The 17,849-nt window shown below is 30.3% G+C and carries 18 protein-coding genes; 10 read left to right on the top strand and 8 right to left on the bottom strand.

Annotated features, from left to right (window positions below):
• From HKP59_RS09035 to prfB, 5 genes are all read right to left on the bottom strand, one after another.
• The coding region (locus tag HKP59_RS09035) for a carboxypeptidase-like regulatory domain-containing protein (protein ID WP_291805963.1) at window positions 1-839 on the bottom strand (839 nt) is incomplete at its 3' end.
• A gap of 217 nt (window positions 840-1,056) precedes the next feature.
• Window positions 1,057-1,395 (bottom strand): arsenate reductase (glutaredoxin), encoded by a 339-nt coding sequence (arsC, locus tag HKP59_RS09040; protein ID WP_291805965.1) that lies wholly within the window; start codon window positions 1,393-1,395, stop codon window positions 1,057-1,059.
• Window positions 1,396-1,421: 26 nt separating this feature from the next.
• Entirely contained in the window at window positions 1,422-3,812 is a 2,391-nt protein-coding gene (locus tag HKP59_RS09045) for an outer membrane beta-barrel family protein (RefSeq protein WP_291805967.1), read from the bottom strand.
• A 165-nt stretch (window positions 3,813-3,977) separates the two neighbouring features.
• Window positions 3,978-4,598 carry an HAD family phosphatase gene (locus tag HKP59_RS09050; protein ID WP_291805969.1) on the bottom strand — a complete coding sequence of 207 codons (621 nt, stop codon included), beginning with the start codon at window positions 4,596-4,598 and terminating at the stop codon, window positions 3,978-3,980.
• Complete coding sequence (gene prfB / locus HKP59_RS09055; RefSeq protein WP_291805971.1) at window positions 4,598-5,704, bottom strand: peptide chain release factor 2; 1,107 nt, start codon at window positions 5,702-5,704, stop codon at window positions 4,598-4,600. Before prfB ends, HKP59_RS09050 begins: the two co-directional genes overlap by 1 nt.
• Window positions 5,705-5,848: 144 nt before the next feature.
• Here prfB and HKP59_RS09060 point away from each other — a divergent pair, with 144 nt between their 5' ends.
• The 5 genes from HKP59_RS09060 (at window position 5,849) to HKP59_RS09080 (ending at window position 11,660) form a co-directional block, all read left to right on the top strand.
• A complete protein-coding gene (locus tag HKP59_RS09060) occupies window positions 5,849-8,260 on the top strand; it encodes a zinc-dependent metalloprotease (RefSeq protein WP_291805972.1) in 2,412 nt (803 codons plus the stop codon).
• 27 nt (window positions 8,261-8,287) lie between these two features.
• Complete coding sequence (locus HKP59_RS09065) at window positions 8,288-9,310, top strand: GntG family PLP-dependent aldolase (protein ID WP_291805974.1); 1,023 nt, start codon at window positions 8,288-8,290, stop codon at window positions 9,308-9,310.
• Between the two features lie 10 nt (window positions 9,311-9,320).
• Window positions 9,321-10,679, top strand: coding sequence for a M28 family peptidase (locus HKP59_RS09070; RefSeq protein ID WP_291805976.1), 1,359 nt, complete (start codon window positions 9,321-9,323; stop codon window positions 10,677-10,679).
• A gap of 115 nt (window positions 10,680-10,794) precedes the next feature.
• Window positions 10,795-11,337, top strand: coding sequence for a peptide-methionine (S)-S-oxide reductase MsrA (gene msrA / locus HKP59_RS09075; protein WP_291805994.1), 543 nt, complete (start codon window positions 10,795-10,797; stop codon window positions 11,335-11,337).
• 47 nt (window positions 11,338-11,384) lie between these two features.
• A complete protein-coding gene (locus HKP59_RS09080) occupies window positions 11,385-11,660 on the top strand; it encodes a hypothetical protein (RefSeq protein WP_291805978.1) in 276 nt (91 codons plus the stop codon).
• Here HKP59_RS09080 and HKP59_RS09085 read toward each other — a convergent pair.
• Window positions 11,657-11,968 carry a DUF6787 family protein gene (locus HKP59_RS09085; protein ID WP_291805980.1) on the bottom strand — a complete coding sequence of 104 codons (312 nt, stop codon included), beginning with the start codon at window positions 11,966-11,968 and terminating at the stop codon, window positions 11,657-11,659. The two genes, HKP59_RS09080 and HKP59_RS09085, sit on opposite strands and share 4 nt — an antisense overlap.
• Window positions 11,969-12,076: 108 nt before the next feature.
• Entirely contained in the window at window positions 12,077-12,697 is a 621-nt protein-coding gene (locus tag HKP59_RS09090) for a DUF937 domain-containing protein (protein ID WP_291805982.1), read from the bottom strand.
• Between the two features lie 177 nt (window positions 12,698-12,874).
• Here HKP59_RS09090 and HKP59_RS09095 point away from each other — a divergent pair, with 177 nt between their 5' ends.
• Window positions 12,875-13,366, top strand: a complete 492-nt coding sequence (locus HKP59_RS09095; RefSeq protein ID WP_291805984.1) for a hypothetical protein — start codon at window positions 12,875-12,877, stop codon at window positions 13,364-13,366.
• Between the two features lie 107 nt (window positions 13,367-13,473).
• A complete protein-coding gene (locus HKP59_RS09100; RefSeq protein ID WP_291805986.1) occupies window positions 13,474-14,778 on the top strand; it encodes a dicarboxylate/amino acid:cation symporter in 1,305 nt (434 codons plus the stop codon).
• Between the two features lie 47 nt (window positions 14,779-14,825).
• On the opposite strand, the gene HKP59_RS09105 is transcribed toward HKP59_RS09100, so the two are convergent.
• Complete coding sequence (locus HKP59_RS09105) at window positions 14,826-15,236, bottom strand: thiol-disulfide oxidoreductase DCC family protein (protein ID WP_291805987.1); 411 nt, start codon at window positions 15,234-15,236, stop codon at window positions 14,826-14,828.
• Between the two features lie 102 nt (window positions 15,237-15,338).
• Between HKP59_RS09105 and HKP59_RS09110 the strand changes: the two genes are divergently transcribed.
• From HKP59_RS09110 to HKP59_RS09120, 3 genes are all read left to right on the top strand, one after another.
• Complete coding sequence (locus HKP59_RS09110; RefSeq protein WP_291805989.1) at window positions 15,339-16,031, top strand: ABC transporter ATP-binding protein; 693 nt, start codon at window positions 15,339-15,341, stop codon at window positions 16,029-16,031.
• 2 nt (window positions 16,032-16,033) lie between these two features.
• Window positions 16,034-17,263, top strand: coding sequence for an ABC transporter permease (locus HKP59_RS09115; protein ID WP_291805991.1), 1,230 nt, complete (start codon window positions 16,034-16,036; stop codon window positions 17,261-17,263).
• Between the two features lie 2 nt (window positions 17,264-17,265).
• The coding region (locus HKP59_RS09120) for an ABC transporter permease (RefSeq protein WP_291805992.1) at window positions 17,266-17,849 on the top strand (584 nt) is incomplete at its 3' end.

Below are 17,849 nucleotides of genomic sequence, written 5' to 3' on the forward strand. Positions count from 1 at the left end.
GAGTTTCCTGGAGCATTTCTATAATTATACCCCGTACTTGTAAAATAGTTCACCTTATTTGTTCTATAATTAAAGTTCATTGCAGCTCCAAAATTATCAGGATTTCCGGCCGTAGTGTTTATGGATCCGTTCAGACCTTGTGCCTTTCCTTTTCTTAAAATAATATTTAGGATACCCGCAGTACCTTCAGCCTCATATCTAGCAGAAGGGCTCGTAATCACTTCAACTTTTTCTATGGCATCTGCTGGTAATTGACGTAGCGCATCCGTACCACTTAAACCAACTAATCCTGACGGTTTTCCGTTTATTAAAATACGTACATTTTCGTTACCTCTTAAGCTAACATTTCCTTCAACATCAACAGCTACAGACGGTACATTATCTAATACATCTGAGGCAGTTCCACCTTTTACGGTCATATCTTTACCAACATTATATATTTTTTTGTCTAATCTAATTTCAACCGTACTTTTTTCAGCTATAATTTCTACTTCATCTAAGCTTTCGGCATCCATTTCTAGGGAAACAGTACCTAAATCTTTATTTCCTGAAACATCAATATTATTAAATACTTTACTTTTAAATGAAATAAACTCTATTGATATGTTATAATCTCCTCGTGCAATTTGAATTTCAAACTCACCATTACTATTTGTTATTCCTCCAGTAATAATTTCATTACTTATTGATTTAACTACAACTGTTGCATATTCTAAAGGTTGCTTCGTTTCTTTATCAATAACTTTACCTGTAAGCATAATTTTATCAATACTAATATTTTTCGCCTCAATAGTAGAAGATAGAATGCTTAAAAGAATAAAAAAATAAATATTTTTCATATAAAAATTTTAGTTTGTGAGTGGCAAATATACTGTAAGAACTAATTACATAGTGTTAACTAGTGTTAATTAATGTTTAAAAGATTTATGGAATAGTTAGACAGAAATAAAAACCTTAAAATACTGAAAAACAATACTTTATTATTAGTAAATGAAATATAAAGAAAATATTATCTCTGATTTTAGTTAAAAAATATTGTTAAAAAAAGCTTAAAACTTATAATATATTTTCTATTAGTTGTGGAGGGCGGCCAATTATGGCCTTTCCATTATTAATAACAATTGGACGTTCTATTAATTTGGGATTTGCAACCATTACTTTGATTAGTTGGGAATCTGAAAGGCTTTTATTTTTATAGTTTTCTTTCCAAACACTTTCATTTTTTCGAACTAAGTCAATAGGTTTTATACGTAATAATTTAACAATTTCAGAAAGCTCATTTTCTGAGATTGGCGTTTCTAAATATTTAATTACTTGAAAAGGTTGATTCGAAGCTTCAAGAATTGCTAAACCTTGTCGACTTTTACTACAGCGTGGATTGTGATAAATTTTCATGAAATTTTATTTTTACAAAATAGAATTTAGTAATTAGGATTAACTTCTTTTTTATCGAAATTTATTTTTCGATCTTTTTTACTTTGGTTAAATCTATAGGTAAATGACAAAATTATAGTGCGATACTTATTTTGTGTTAAACTTTTTGAAAAATAATTTATGTCAAAACGGTCTCTATTAATTTTATTAGATAAAAATAGATCATCTACAGTTAAATTGATAGAGGCATTATTATCTAAAAAATCTTTTGTAATTGTCGCATTTGCATAGGTATATGCTTTTCTAGTTGAAACGGGTCCTTCAGAGATTAAATTATGCTGAACATTTGTTTGAAAATTAAATAAATTTGGAATTTTAATTTGAGTTAATAAACTAAAAGAACCATTTAAATTTGCTTGTGTATAATCAATAGTGATTGGTTGGTTCGCGTCGTTTACAATTTCAAAAATACCTGTTTGATCAAAATTATAAATATTTGCATTTGCAGTAAAGTTTAACATTTTTGAGGCTTTTAGTATAGTAGTTAAACTAACACCGTAATAATCAACTTTTCCTAAATTATCATAAGTTCTTAATAATTTATTTATTCCATCAATTTGAGTTCCGGTTTCATAAGTTACTAGTTGTGAATAATCATTATATCTATTAAAAAATAAAGAGGATGAGAGTGTTAAGTTATTACCATAATACATATATGTAAGTGTAGCTGCATCAACATATACAGGGTCAAGATCTGGATTTCCTCTATAGGTTGAAGTTTCACTAAACCGTTGTTCAAATGGTTGTAGCTGACTGTAAACTGGCCGAACTATAGATCTGTTATATGCCAGACTTAAAGCTTTTGAATCGCTTAGACTAAATTCTAAATAGGTAGAAGGGAAAAAGTCATTAAATGTTTTATTCAATGTTGTGTTCAGTGTTTGATAATTGATTTTATAGTCTGAAAATTCAGTTCTCAAACCTATGCCAATATAAAATTTATCACTTTCGTTTTCAAATTCTACAAATCCAGCATTTATGTTTTCAGAAAAGTTAATAAAATTGTCACCTACAGTTCCAGTAAATTCAAAAGGAACTTCCCCAAATACGCCTAAATAACCAACTGTAAATGCACTAGATGCGCCAACAGGACTCGTGAAATCTACGCTAATTTCGTTGTTTTTTAGCATATTATCTTCAATGTAATCTTCAGTGGTAAATGATATATTTGAATTTGTAATCACATTAGTGTAAACTTCATTATCATTAGTATGCATATAATATGCAGTTAATTTTTGTCCTTCTTTTTCAAATAACTGTTCATAATCAACAATAAATTCGAAAATTTCATCGTCAAAATTCCCATTATGCTCTCTTAAATTTGTACTAACCGCCGTTTGTGACTGATCAAAAATATCAGAAGTTGTAATAGTTAAACCTTTATTGCTAATATTTGTATAATTTACTTTTGTTGATAAGGTAGCTCTATTCGAAACATAAAAATCAGCACCTACTGTGCTCGTAAATCCATTATCTTTACTATTATTTTCACTGTATTCATTTAAAAATGAAATGGTGTTACCGTTTTCAAAATATTCGTTTTCATAAGAAGCAAATTTTATAGGGTTTCTATGAAAATAAGATGCATTTGTGTAAAAGTTTACTTTTTGAGTCTTATGATTTAAAGTTAGCATACCTCCATAATAATCTCTGTAACCACCAGCAGTAGTTATCGAAGCATTTAAGCCTTCATCTTTTTGCTTATTTAATATTATATTTATAATACCTGTTGCAGAAGCTCTGTATTTAGCACCAGGATTTGTAAGAACCTCTATTTTTTCAATAGAACTTGCAGGAATTGTTTTTAAGGCGTCAGCTTTAGATAGTGAAGAAGTTTTCCCATTTATTAATACTGTTGGTGTATCAAAGCCTCTTAAAGAAATTTCACCATTTGGATCGACAGATACAGCAGGTATATTATTCAAAATATCAGTAGCTACACCACCATTTGAAGATATATCTTTCCCAACTGTATAAATTACCTTATTTTGTTTATAAGCAATGGTACTTTTTTCTCCAATAATTTCAATTTCAGCTAAAAATTCGGTATCAATTTCAAGTTCTATAGTACCAATATTTAAATCTTTGGAAATTGATGAAATATTTAAATTTTTAGTTTTATAAGAAAGAAACTCAACAGTAGCAATATAATCTCCCTGAACAACTTCAATAGAGAATTTACCTCTCTGGTTAGTAATACCTCCACTATTTATTTGAGAGGAGTCTAAACTTTTAAAAATAATGGTTGCATCTTCTATAGGTAATTTAGTAGAAACGTCTATTATTTTACCAGAAATAGTATAAAGGGGATTATTTTTTTGTTGGCTATATAAAAGGGAAGGGAGACTAATTAAAAGCACTAAAAACAGTTTTCTCATATAAAAACTTTAAATATTAATTCACAGCATTTTTTATTTGATAGAATTTGTAATAAAAATTGTATCATTTAATTCGCTAAAATACAAATTATTGTGAATAAACAACATTTTACATTAGTAAAATTACGGTTTATTGAATGAATTCTAACTTGAAATTCAAGTCGATTAAAATTTTAGCTTAAATGTTTCTAAATCTTTTATTAGCTGAGAGTGATTTTTATAATGAATACCATGAATATTTAATTCATTGGCCGCAACTATGTTTTCATAATTGTCATCAATGAAAATTGCTCTTTTAGGATTAATTTGATATCTGTTTAGAAGTGTTTTATAGATAGTAGGAAAAGGTTTTCTTGTTTTTTCTTGACCTGAAACCACAACACCATCGAAATCGTTAAAAAACGGAAATAATTCTATTGCTTTGTCCCATTTTTCTGCACTCCAATTTGTTAGTGCAAAAATCTTATAATGTTTAGCTGCTTTTAGTTTTTTAAGTAAGTTTAGATTTTCAATAATTGGACCAGAAAACATATGTTCCCAATCCTTATAAAATAGTTCAATCCAATTTTTATATTGTGGAAATTCATCAATTTTAAGTTTGACAGCTTCAGCAATAGTTCTTCCAGCATCTTGTTCAATATTCCATGCTGGAGTGCAAACCGTATTTAAAAACCATTGTACTTTTTCTTCATTTCCATGAAAAACTTTTCTATAAACATATTCTGGTTTCCAATCAACTAAAACACCTCCAAGATCAAAAATAATGGTATCAATTGTTTCTTTCATTATAACTCGTTTGTTGATTTTTTCTGGCCATTTTGCATTAAATATGCTTTAATAAACCCATCTAAATCTCCATTCATTACCGCATCTACATTAGCAGTTTCGTAGGCAGTTCTTACATCTTTTACTAACTTATAAGGATGCATAACATAATTTCTAATTTGAGAACCAAATTCAATTTTTAATTTATTTGCCTCAATTTCATTTCGTTTTTCACGTTGCTTTTGTAATTCAATTTCATACAATTGAGATTTTAATAATTGCATGGCTTTTGTTTTGTTATCTAATTGTGAACGAGTTTCAGAATTTTCAATAACAATTTCCGAAGGTTTATGTCTTAAGCGAACAGCAGTTTCTACTTTATTAACATTTTGACCTCCGGCACCACTTGAACGCATAGTTTCCCAAGTAATATCTGACGGGTTTATTTCTATTTCAATACTATCATCGGCTAATGGATAGACATAAACTGAGGCAAATGTTGTATGCCGTTTTGCATTGCTATCAAAAGGAGAAATTCTTACAAGTCTGTGCACACCATTTTCACCTTTTAAATATCCAAAAGCATATTCACCTTCAATTTCTAGAGTAACCGTTTTAATTCCTACAATATCTCCAGCCTGAAAATTAAGCTCCTTTACCTTAAAACCTTGATTTTCGCTCCACATCAAATACATTCTCATAAGCATTTGTGCCCAATCACAACTTTCAGTACCACCAGCACCTGCAGTAATTTGAAGAACGGCACTTAAGGTATCGCCTTCATCTGAAAGCATATTCTTAAACTCTAAATTTTCAATAAGGATAAGAGTTTTATTGTATAAATTCTCAATTTCATCTTCAGAAGCTTCACCATTTTCATAAAATTCTAATAAAATTGAAATCTCATCATAATTAGTACTAATAGTATTAAAATCTTCAACCCATTTCTTTTTAGAGCGAAGCGCTTTCATAACTAATTCAGCATTTTTTGGGTTGTTCCAAAAATTTGGATTAGCAGTTTGTTCCTCTTCATTTGATATTTCAATTATTTTCTTGTCAATATCAAGGTAAGTTTTTAAATTGCCAATGCGTACTTTTAATTTATTTAGATGTTCGTTTGATATCATTTTGTTAATTAAGAAATACAAAAATAACTTTTCATTTTTAATCTAAGCAATAAATTTTAGTATGTGTTTGATGCAAAATGAATAAAATGAAGTTTTATATTCAAAGAAATAGTATTTTTATCACCTAACCGAATAATTTATATTATGAAACAGTTACTATATATTATTATTATTATAATGTTAAGCCCTCAAATTTTTGGTCAATCTTTTCAACTGACTAAAAACTTAGAAAAAAAGAACGGCTATTTTAATTTTTATTATAATGATAAAAGTGATAAAATGTATTTGGAAGTAGCTAATTTAAATAAAGAATTTTTATATCTCAGTTCATTGTCGGCAGGAGTTGGTTCAAATGACATAGGCCTTGATAGAGGACAATTGGGACAAAGGGCAGTTGTTAAATTTATAAAAGCTGGAAATAAGTTATTACTTATTCAGCCAAATTTAAAATATAGAGCTATCACCAGTAATTTAGAGGAAAAAAAATCTGTTGAAGAAGCTTTTGCACAATCTGTTTTATTTGGCTTTAAAATTGAAGAACAACATAATGAAACGTATTTAATTGATATTTCGTCATTTTTAATTAGAGACGAACACGGAGTTTCTAATAAATTAAGAGATACCAAACAAGGCAATTACTCATTAGATTTAAGTAAAAGTGCTTTTTATTTAGAGCAAACAAAAGCCTTTCCAAAAAACACAGAGTTTGAAGCTATATTAACTTTTAAAGGAGAAGCAAAAGGAGGATATATTAATAGTGTGGCACCTAATTCGTCATTAATTACTGTGAGACAACATCACTCATTTATAGAATTACCAGATGCTAATTTTAAAAAACGAATTTACGACCCTCGTTCCGGAGCAAATAGTATTTCTTATTTAGATTATGCAACTCCAATTGAATCGCCAATTGTAAAACGTTATACTGTAAGACATCGATTAGAAAAAGTAAATCCTAAAGCTGAAATAAGTGAGGCAAAAGAACCAATAATTTATTATTTAGATAGAGGTACTCCAGAGCCTGTTCGTTCAGCTTTGTTAGAAGGTGGTAGCTGGTGGAATCAAGCCTTTGAGGCTATTGGGTATAAAAATGCGTTTCAATTTAAAATCTTACCAGAAGGTGCTGATATGTTGGATATTCGTTATAATGTTGTTCAATGGGTTCATAGATCAACTCGCGGATGGTCATATGGAGCTAGTGTAGTAGATCCTAGAACAGGTGAAATTTTAAAAGGTCATGTTAGTTTAGGTTCATTAAGAATAAGACAAGATTATTTAATTGCTCAGGCCTTATTAGGTGTTTCTGATAAAACTGGTGATGAAAATCCGTTATTGCAAATGGCTTTAGCAAGAATTAGACAATTATCTGTTCATGAAATTGGACATACCTTGGGGTTCACACATAACTTTGCATCAAGCTTTAATGGAAGAGCGTCAGTTATGGATTATCCGCATCCATATGTAAAGTTAACCGATAATAATATTGATCTTTCAGAAGTTTATTCAAGAGGTATAGGTGAATGGGACAAAGTTTCAATTGCTTATTCATATCAAGACTTTCAAGAAGGTGTAAATGAGGAAAGTGAACTAAATAATATATTACAAACTGCAATAGACAAAGGATTATTATTTATTTCAGATAGAGATGCAAGAGCAGCAGGCGGGTCTCATATCAATGCACACTTGTGGGATAATGGTACAAACGCAGCTAAAGAATTAGATAGAGTTTTAAAAGTTAGAGCACATGCAATTCGTAATTTTTCAGATGAAAATATTAAAACTGGTGAACCATTTGCTACATTAGAAGATGTATTTGTTCCTTTATATTTTTTCCATAGATATCAAGTTGAAGCTGCTTCAAAAATGATTGGTGGAATGACATATTCTTATGCTGTAAAGGGCGATGGACAAGCAATTGTAAATTCAATTGATCCAAAATTAGAGAGAGAAGCCTTAGAAAGTATTTTAAATTCTATAAGCGTTGAAACTTTAAAAATTCCTGAAAGAATAGTTAATTATTTTCCTCCTAGACCTAATGGCTATGGAAGAACTAGAGAATCTTTTAAATCTAAAATTGGAGTAGCTTTTGACCCATTAAATGCAGCTTCCACGGCGACTGAATTGGTGGTAGACTTTTTGTTTCACCCTGAAAGAGTTTCAAGATTGGTGCAACAAAAAGCTTTTTCTAAAAAACAGCTAGGTTTAGATGAGTTAATTGGTGAAATAATCAATTCATCATTTAAAATAGATCAAAAAGAAGGTTATGATTTTGAGATACAACATAGTATAAATCACGTAATTTTACAAGGGTTATTAGCATTAGCAGCAAGTGATAAAGCTACATTTCAGTCAAAATCAATTGCATTAGCAAAAGTAAAAGAATTAAAAAATTGGTTAGGAACTATGAAACATGAAGGTATTAGTACTATGTATGCTAATGGTTATATTGCTATTATTGATAGTTTCTTAAAAGAGCCAGCAAAATTTAAAAAAGAGATAACACCTAAAATACCTGAAGGTTCGCCAATTGGAAGTATTAGATGTGATTTTAATTAGTAAAAAGTAATAAAATAATTATAACAAATGCAAATAAATTTAATTAGTGATACAGTAACTAAGCCAACCAGAGGAATGTTAGAAGCCATGATGAATGCTGAAGTTGGAGATGATGTTTTTAAATCAGACCCAACAGTAAACAAATTACAAGAAAAAATAGCCAATATTTTTGGAATGGAAGCGGCACTATTTTTTCCTTCAGGTACAATGGCAAATCAAGCTGCCATAAAATTACATACTCAGCCAGGAGATAAAATGTTTTGTGACAAATGGGCGCACGTATATAATTATGAAGGTGGAGGGCCAGCATTCAATGCAGGAGTTACATCCTATTTAATTGATGGCCATAGGGGAATGTTTACTGCAAATCAATTACACGAAGCTGTTTCGGGAAGTAGATCGGATATTCACGTCCCTTATTCGAGACTTGTTGCACTAGAAAACACAACAAATAAAGGAGGTGGTGCTTGTTGGAGTTTTGAAGAAATTTTAAAAATTAGAAAAGTATGTACTGAAAATAATTTAGCATTTCATTTAGATGGCGCACGTTTATTTAATGCTATGGTAGCTAAAAATGAAACTCCAAAGCAATATGGAGAAGTATTTGACACTATTTCTATTTGTTTATCAAAAGGACTTGGAGCTCCTGTAGGATCTGTTTTATTAGGGACTAAAGAGTATATGGAAAAAGCCTTAAGAATTAGGAAGCTTTTCGGAGGGGCTATGAGACAAGCAGGTTATTTAGCAGCAGCAGGAATTTATGCATTAGATAATCATGTAGAGCGATTGGCAATTGATCATACAAGGGCAAAAATACTTGGTACTGCGCTACAAAATTGTCCATTAATTAAAAATGTGGAACCTATTGAAACCAATATTGTGATCTTTAATGTGATAGATACGATTAACGAAAACGATTTTATTAGTAGAATGAATGATGCAGGAATTTTACTTATTTCTATGGGTAACGGAAAATTACGAATGGTAACTCATTTAGATTTTACAGAATCTATGTTGGAAAGTGTGGTGCATACTATTGAGAATATTTAATTTGAGACATATGAAAATCATAAAAAACATTATTTTAACAGTTACATTTTTATTGAGTGTAGTTGCTTTTAGTCAATCAAAGATTGATAAAATTTTAACCGAAATTTCAACTGCTACATCTCCAAAAAATATGGAGAAAGACATTCAAAAATTAGTTGATTTTGGAACGAGGCACACATTGTCTGATACAGTATCAAATACTCGTGGAATAGGTGCAGCCCGAAGATGGATTAAATCTGAATTTGAAGCAATTTCAAAAGAATGTAATAATTGTTTAGAAGTAAGTTATTTAGGTGACTTGGTAAAAGCCGATGGAAGGCGAATAATTAGAGATACACGAGTTGTTAATGTAGTTGCTATTCAAAGAGGAACTAAATACCCGAATAGATATGTAATTATGTCAGGAGATATTGATTCAAGAGTCTCAGATAATAATGATTTTACGTCTAATTCTCCTGGAGCAAATGATAATGCTACAGGCTTGGCAGGAACTTTAGAAGCAGCAAGAGTTTTAAGTAACTATAAATTCTCTTCATCAATTATTTACGTAGGTTTATCGGGTGAGGAGCAAGGATTGTATGGAGGAAAAATTATGGCAAAACACGCTAAAGAAAATAATTGGGATATCATAGGAGTTTTAAATAATGACATGATAGGAAACATTCACGGAATAGATGGTGTAATTGATAATAGTACATTTAGGGTTTTTTCGGAAGCAATTTCAATGAGTACAACCGATAGAGAAAAGGCTTCAATGCGTTTTTATGGAGGTGAAATTGATGGACCTTCAAGGCAATTAGCACGTCACATTGATAAAATCACAGATGATTATATGACCAATTTAGATGCCATTATGATTTATAGACTAGACAGGTTTGGTAGAGGAGGACATCATAGACCGTTTAATGATGAAGGCTTTACCGGAGTAAGAATTATGGAAACTCATGAAAATTACAATCGTCAGCATCAAGATATAAGAGAAGAAAACGGCATTAAATATGGTGATGTTATTGAAGGTGTAAATTTTGAATATGCTGCAAAATTAACAGCTGTTAATAGCTTAACAATGGCGTCTTTAGCTGCAGCTCCTTTAGAACCAAAAAATTTGATGATTGCTGGAGCTGTGAAACCTTCAACAAGATTAAAATGGGAAAATCCTAACGACGATAATATTGTTGGTTATAAAATTTATTGGAGAAACACAACTAGCCCACAATGGGAGTTTAGCAGGTTTGTTGGAAACGTAACAGATTATACACTTAAAAATATTGTAATTGATAATTATTTATTTGGTGTGGCAAGTATTGGAAAAAATGGTGCAGAAAGTTTAATTCAATTTCCTAGAAAACAAATTCCAAGAGGAATGTAATTTTCAATAAAAAGTTACGACATATATACAAAACAAAAAAATGAAAAAAATTATTTATGTATTAGTAGTAGCTACTATATTTTACACTCAAAATTTTAATGCTCAATCAAATAAAATGTCAAATAAATTAGAAATTGCAACCTTAGCGAATGGTTGTTTTTGGTGTACTGAAGCAATTTTCCAACGTTTAGAAGGTGTTGAAAGTTTAATATCGGGTTATACAGGAGGAACAATTAAAAATCCAGCATATAGAGAAGTTACAACAGGAAGAACTGGACATGCAGAAGCTATTCAAATAAAATTTGATCCTACAATAATATCATTTCAAGAAATCTTGGATGTATTTTTTAGTACACATGACCCAACAACTTTGAATAGGCAAGGTTATGATAGAGGTACTCAATACCGATCTGCTATTTTTTATCACTCAGAAGAGCAAAAGCTTATTTCTGAAAAATTTATTAAAGAGTTAACTGCTGCAGAAGTTTTTGATGATCCAATTGTGACAGAAGTAACGAAATTTGATGTTTTTTATGATGCTGAAGACTACCATCAAAATTATTATAATAACAATAAAACGCAAGGTTATTGTATGGCAGTAATAAACCCAAAATTGGAAAAATTTATAAAAAAGTATAAAGAAAAATTAAAACAATAAGCAGAATGGTATTTTTATTGTTAATGTTTGGGTGATTAAATTAGTATATGAGTAAAAAATACAAACTATTATTTCTTAGTATTCTTTTTGATGGAGTTGGAATGCTTTCTTTTGTTTTACCCTTTATTGGTGAATTTTCTGATGTTATTTGGGCACCATTATCAGCATTTTTAATTTATAAAATGTATGAAGGTGCAGAAGGTAAAATAGGAGGTTTAGTATCTTTTGTTGAGGAAGCAGGTATTTTTGGTACCGACTTTTTGCCAACATTTACACTAACTTGGATTTATAAATATGTAATAAAAAAAGGAAAAGTGGATTAATCTTTTGTGAAAAACTTTTTAAAACCCATTCTCATCAACATTTTTTTTGTGAAAAAATTCCAAAAGAATTTAAATTGACCAAAAACAAACCCAACTAATGGTAGCGTAAGCTGATAAATAAAGAAAATTAAAAGAATACGTACCGGCCAAAATATCCAAGGATTAGTAGTTTCATAATCTAAGCCAATACTCTCAGTCAAGGGCTTTGCAATCCAAGCGGCAAATGATCCGTTTACTGAAAAAACTATTAAAATTAATAGTACTTGAAAGTTAGATGTTAATCCCCAACGTTGTTTTAATTTTTCCATTAGTAGTTTATTGCGTGCAAATGTACATTTATATTTGAAAAATAAAATTACAATATAAAAAAAAGGTCAAATTTAATTTGACCTTTTTTATAAACAATGAGTTCTTTTTTATTTTCCGAAGAGTCCACCTAATAAACCTCCAAGTCCACCTTTCTTTTTTCCACCAGCTGCCATTCCAATTAAATCATCGATTATGCTTCCATCTCCATCAGCATCTAAAAGTTTTGTAACTAAGCTTTGTTCTTTTTGGGCATCACCACCTAACAAACCTCCAAGTAAATCTCCAATTCCGTTACTGTCGCTTACATTTTGTTGCTTTGTTTGTTTACCAATATATCCCATAATAACAGGTGCTGCCATTTTTAATAAATTCATTGTAGCACCTACATCCATTCCACTTTTTTTACTTACTGCTTGTGCAACATTTTGCTCTTTACCACCAAAAACGTGACCTAATATTCCAGCTCCATCAGACAATACATCACTATTTCCAAGCATTCCTCCTAAATTATCTAAAATACTACCATCATGTTTTCCAGATAAAGCTTTTAATAATCCATCAGCACCTTGAGGTGTTGAAGCATTATTTTTCATAGCTCCTAAAATTAATGGTAAAGCCGTACTTAATGCTGTTGTAGTTTGAACCTTATTTTGTCCTAACTGAGAACTTGCACTATTTACTAATGTTTTTCCTAAGTCACTGTTTAATAAATCTAATAATCCTGCCATTTTGTTTTTACTTTTAATTATTTTTTGTCTAAAATATACTATTTATCACTTGTTTCTAATTTTTTGACACAAAAAATACAATATGGTCACTTCTTTGGAAACAATTTATATGAATAAATTGAGTTAATGATACATAGTTTGTTTATTAATTTTAAAATAATTTAAAGAGTTTTAGTTATGAAGAAAATAATTTTGGTATCAATATTGTTTGTTATTACAATTTCAACAGTGAATGCACAAGAAATATCAAACCATGCAATTGGGATTAGGTTTGGAGATAATGATGGCTTTGGAGGTGAAATTTCTTATCAGAGACAATTATCTCAAAATAACCGTTTTGAAGTTGATTTAGGTTATCGTGACCATGATAATTTTAATGCTTTTAAATTAAGTGGTATTTATCAATGGGTTTGGAATATTGATGGAGGTTTTAATTGGTATGCAGGATTTGGTGCTGGTATTGGTTCTTGGAAAGTAGGTAATGGTTATGATGGAAATGGTGATGATGGATTATTTTTAAATGCAGATGGAAATATTGGAATAGAATATAATTTTGATATTCCGTTATTAATTTCACTTGATTTTAGGCCTGAGTTTGGTATTGTTGGTGATTATGGTAAAGACACCGATTTAGATTTAGCACTTTCAATTAGGTATCAATTTAATTAAATTTTGGGCAAATTAAAGAAAAAGCACTTTTAGTGCTTTTTTTATGCAAAAAAGTCACGTGATTTTTAAGGTTTTTTTTATCTTACCACAAATTTTAAAACGTTAAAATGAAAAAATTAGCATTGCATTGGCAAATATTGCTAGGAATGGTTGTTGGTGTATTAGTAGGTTTATTAATGACACAGTTTGAAGGAGGTAAGGAAATAGTGCAAGATTGGATAAAACCTTTCGGAAAAATATTTATCAATGCGTTAAAGTTAATTGCTGTTCCGTTAATTTTGGCTTCACTTATTAAAGGAGTTTCCGATTTAAAAGATATTTCTAAATTATCAAAAATGGGAAGTAGAACAATAGCTATATATGTTTTAACAACTGTTGTAGCAGTTTCTATTGGATTAGTTTTAGTTAATATTATAAAGCCAGGAAATTCAATTTCAGAAGAAACACGTCAGGAATTAGTTCAAAATTATAGCGGAGATGCTGATAAATATAAGGCCGAAGCAGATAAACAAAAAGATAGTGGGCCTTTACAGGCTTTGGTCGATATTGTTCCTGAAAATATTTTTGGAGCAGCTTCAGAAAATAAAAATATGTTACAAGTGATATTTTTTGCTTTAATTTTTGGAATTGGCTTGATTCTAATTCCAGAGGAAAAGTCAAAAGCGGTAAAAGATTTTTTTGATGGCTTTAACGAAGTTATTTTAAAAATTATTGACCTTATAATGCTGACAGCTCCATATGGTGTTTTTGCATTGTTAGCGGCATTAGTTGTTGAATCTCCAAGTGTTGATTTATTTAAAGCACTGGTTTGGTATGCGTTTACAGTTATTTTAGGATTACTTCTGATGATAGCTTTTTACAATTTAGTAGTATGGCTAATTACTAAAAAAAATCCTTCAACATTTTTAAAAGGAATTTCACCTGCTCAGTTGTTAGCATTTTCAACAAGTAGTAGTGCAGCAACTTTACCAGTTACAATGGAAAGGGTTACAGAACATTTAGGTGTAGATGAAGAAGTTAGTAGTTTTGTTTTACCAATTGGAGCTACTATAAATATGGATGGTACTAGTTTATATCAAGCTGTAGCTGCTGTATTTATTGCTCAGGCTTTTGGGATGGATTTATCTTTAGGAGTTCAATTAGGAATTATTGTTACCGCAACTTTAGCAAGTATAGGATCGGCAGCAGTTCCTGGAGCAGGAATGGTAATGCTTGTTATTGTTTTAGGACAAGCAGGTATTCCTGAAGCTGGTTTAGCTTTAATTTTTGCAATTGATAGACCTTTAGATATGATGAGAACAACTGTAAATGTTACGGGTGATGCTTCTGTTTCTATGATTGTTGCAAAATCATTAGATAAGTTGCACAATCCAAAAGTAAAAGAATGGGATGATAATTATCCAAAAAAATAAGATTATAAAAAAAAGAGAGCAAATAGCTCTTTTTTTTATAATCAAAGTTAACTTAAAAATTTACTTTTTAATTTTTCATCAGGCATCATACAGCTTTCTTTTTTACCAAACCATTTATACCTGTTGTTTGCAATAATATCATAAATCCAGTCAGTAATAGATTTCGGAATAATTTTAAGAAAATATATAAATCTATAAGTTCCATCCAAATTTCGAGAAATGCGCAAAGCAGCGGTAGATTTTGTGTAAATTTTTCCATTTTCAATAAGTAAAATGGAATCAAATGTAATTTTTTTTACTTGGTACTGTAACAATATTTCTTTTGCAGCGTCTGATTGAAGTGAGGCGAATAAAAAATGCTCTTTTTTATCATTTCTAATGATAAAATTTACAGATGAGTTGCAAAGATTGCAAATACCATCAAACAGTATAATTGATTTGCCTTTAAAATTGTTCACGAAGTAAAGTTACATTTTATTCGTTAAAAGTAGCTTTTTAACAAAACATTAATAACTACTTTGAAGAGCAATTCATAAATTCGTTTTAAAACAACAAACTAAATGATTAAGATCGAAAAACTGCATAAATCTTATCCAATCGGGAAAGATTCTCTACATGTATTAAAGGGTTTAGATTTACATATTAAAGAAGGAGAATTTGTTTCTATTATGGGTTCTTCAGGTTCAGGAAAATCAACATTATTAAACATTGTTGGTTTGTTAGATGTTCATGATGAAGGGAATTATTACTTAAATGGCCAATTAATTGAAAATTTAGATGAAAAAAAGGCTGCAATTCTAAGAAATAAGTTTTTAGGTTTTGTATTTCAATCTTTTAATTTAATCACCTATAAAACGGCTGTGGAAAATGTAGCACTTCCTCTATATTATCAAGGAATGGCAAGAAAAGAGCGTCAAGAAAAAGCCCTTAAATATTTAGAGAAAGTTGGTTTAAAAGATAGAGCAAACCATTTACCAAGTGAGCTTTCAGGAGGTGAAAAACAAAGAGTAGCTGTTGCAAGAGCACTAGCTACGAATCCAAAAGTAGTGTTGGCCGATGAACCAACGGGAGCCTTAGACACTGCAACTTCAGATTCTGTTATGGAGTTATTGAAAGATATTAACAGAGAAGGAATGACCGTTTTTGTAATTACGCACGAAGAAGATATTGCTGAACAAACAGATAGGATTGTGCGGTTGAAAGATGGCGTAATTATTAGTGACGAAAAAGTTAATAAAAAAGTAAACGCTTAATTATGTTCGATTTAGATCGTTGGAGAGAAATTTTTCAAAGGCTTAGTAAGAATAAGTTAGGTACTTCGCTTTCAGGTTTCACTGTTTCATTTGCTATTCTTTTGTTTACTTTATTATTTGGAGTTGGAAATGGATTAAAGCACACATTTGAGGATCAATTTGCAGGTGATGCAAACAACTCTGTTTATATACGGACTGGGAGAACTACGAAGCCATATAAAGGTTTACAAAGTGGAAGAAGGATTCAGCTTAGAAATGAAGATTCAAAATTTATGAATGAAAATTTTGAAGATGAAATTCAGTTTTTTAGTCCGAATATTCAACGCAGTATGCAAGCCATCTACAAAGGGGAACAAAATAGATACTCTGTAAGAGGTGTTTATCCAGATTACCAACCGTTAGAATCGGCTGAAGTAGTTGATGGAAGGTTCCTAACTTATTTAGATATTGAAAGACGATCAAAAGTAGTAGCTATTGGAAGATTGGTTGAGAAAGACTTATTTGGTCAATTAAGCGCTCTGGGTAAAAATATAAATTTGGATGGGCTCTCATATAAGGTAGTTGGTGTATTTAAAGATGCTGGTGGAGATAGCGATGAACGCTATATTTATGCTCCGTTTTCAACACTACAAGGTATATATAAACCAAATGATGAGGTTGATTATATAGGCTTAACTTTTAATCCTAATTTAAGTGTTGACCAAGCATTATCTTTTACAAATTTATTAACGAAACAGCTAAAAGAAAAATTTAATATCGATCCAAGAGATCAAGCTGCTCTTAGAGTTCAAAATTATGCAGAAGGAACAAAGAATGTGGAACAATTTATGAATGTTTTAAACTTTATAATTTTATTTATAGGAATAGGAACTATGATTGCGGGAGTTATATGTATTAGTAATATTATGGTTTACCTTGTTAAAGAAAGAACCAAAGAATTAGGAATACGAAAAGCCTTAGGCGCAACTCCAAGATCAATTGTAGGAATGATAATGATGGAATCGATATTTATTACTGCATTAGCTGGGTATATTGGATTGTTGGTTGGTGTATTTACATTAGAAGCTATTGGGCCTGGGTTAGAGAAATATTTTATTTTAAATCCTAGTGTAGAGACGTATGTGGTTGTTGGAGCTACCATTATATTGATTATAGCTGGTACAATTGCAGGCTATATTCCAGCGAAAAGAGCGGCAAGGATTAAACCTATAGTGGCATTAAACGACGAATAATTATGAGATTTTTATTTGATAAAGATACTTGGCAAGAAATATATAGTAGTATACGTAAAAATAAAATGCGTACAGGTATTACTATTATTGGTGTTATGTGGGGTATATTTTTACTAGTGGTTTTATTAGGAGCTGCAAAAGGTGTAGAGAATAATTTCAATAAATTATTTGGAAGTTTCGCAACAAATAGTGTTTTTGTGTGGGCTCAGCAAACAAGCAAACCTTTTAAAGGATTTCAAGAGGGTAAAAGTTTGACCCTTAAAATGTCTGATTTAGATAATATCAAAAATGAAATTGAAGGACTTGAATTTGTAGTACCTCGCCATCAAACACAAGCTATGGCAATTAATAATTTTAAATCTGGAACTTTTGGTATTTTTGGAGATTACCCTGAATTAGATAAAGTTCAGAAAAAAGATTTAGTGTATGGGCGGTTCATAAATGATAATGACATTAAAGAAAAGAAAAAAGTTTGTGTTATTGAGGAAGAGATTTATAAACAATTATTTGATAAAGATGAATATCCAATTGGAGCCTATATTAAGTTAAATGATATCAATTATAAGGTAGTAGGTATGTATAAGTC

Origin of the sequence: Lutibacter sp., from assembly GCF_013041805.1 — a bacterium.
In the GTDB taxonomy this organism is placed as follows: Bacteria; Bacteroidota; Bacteroidia; order Flavobacteriales; family Flavobacteriaceae; genus Lutibacter.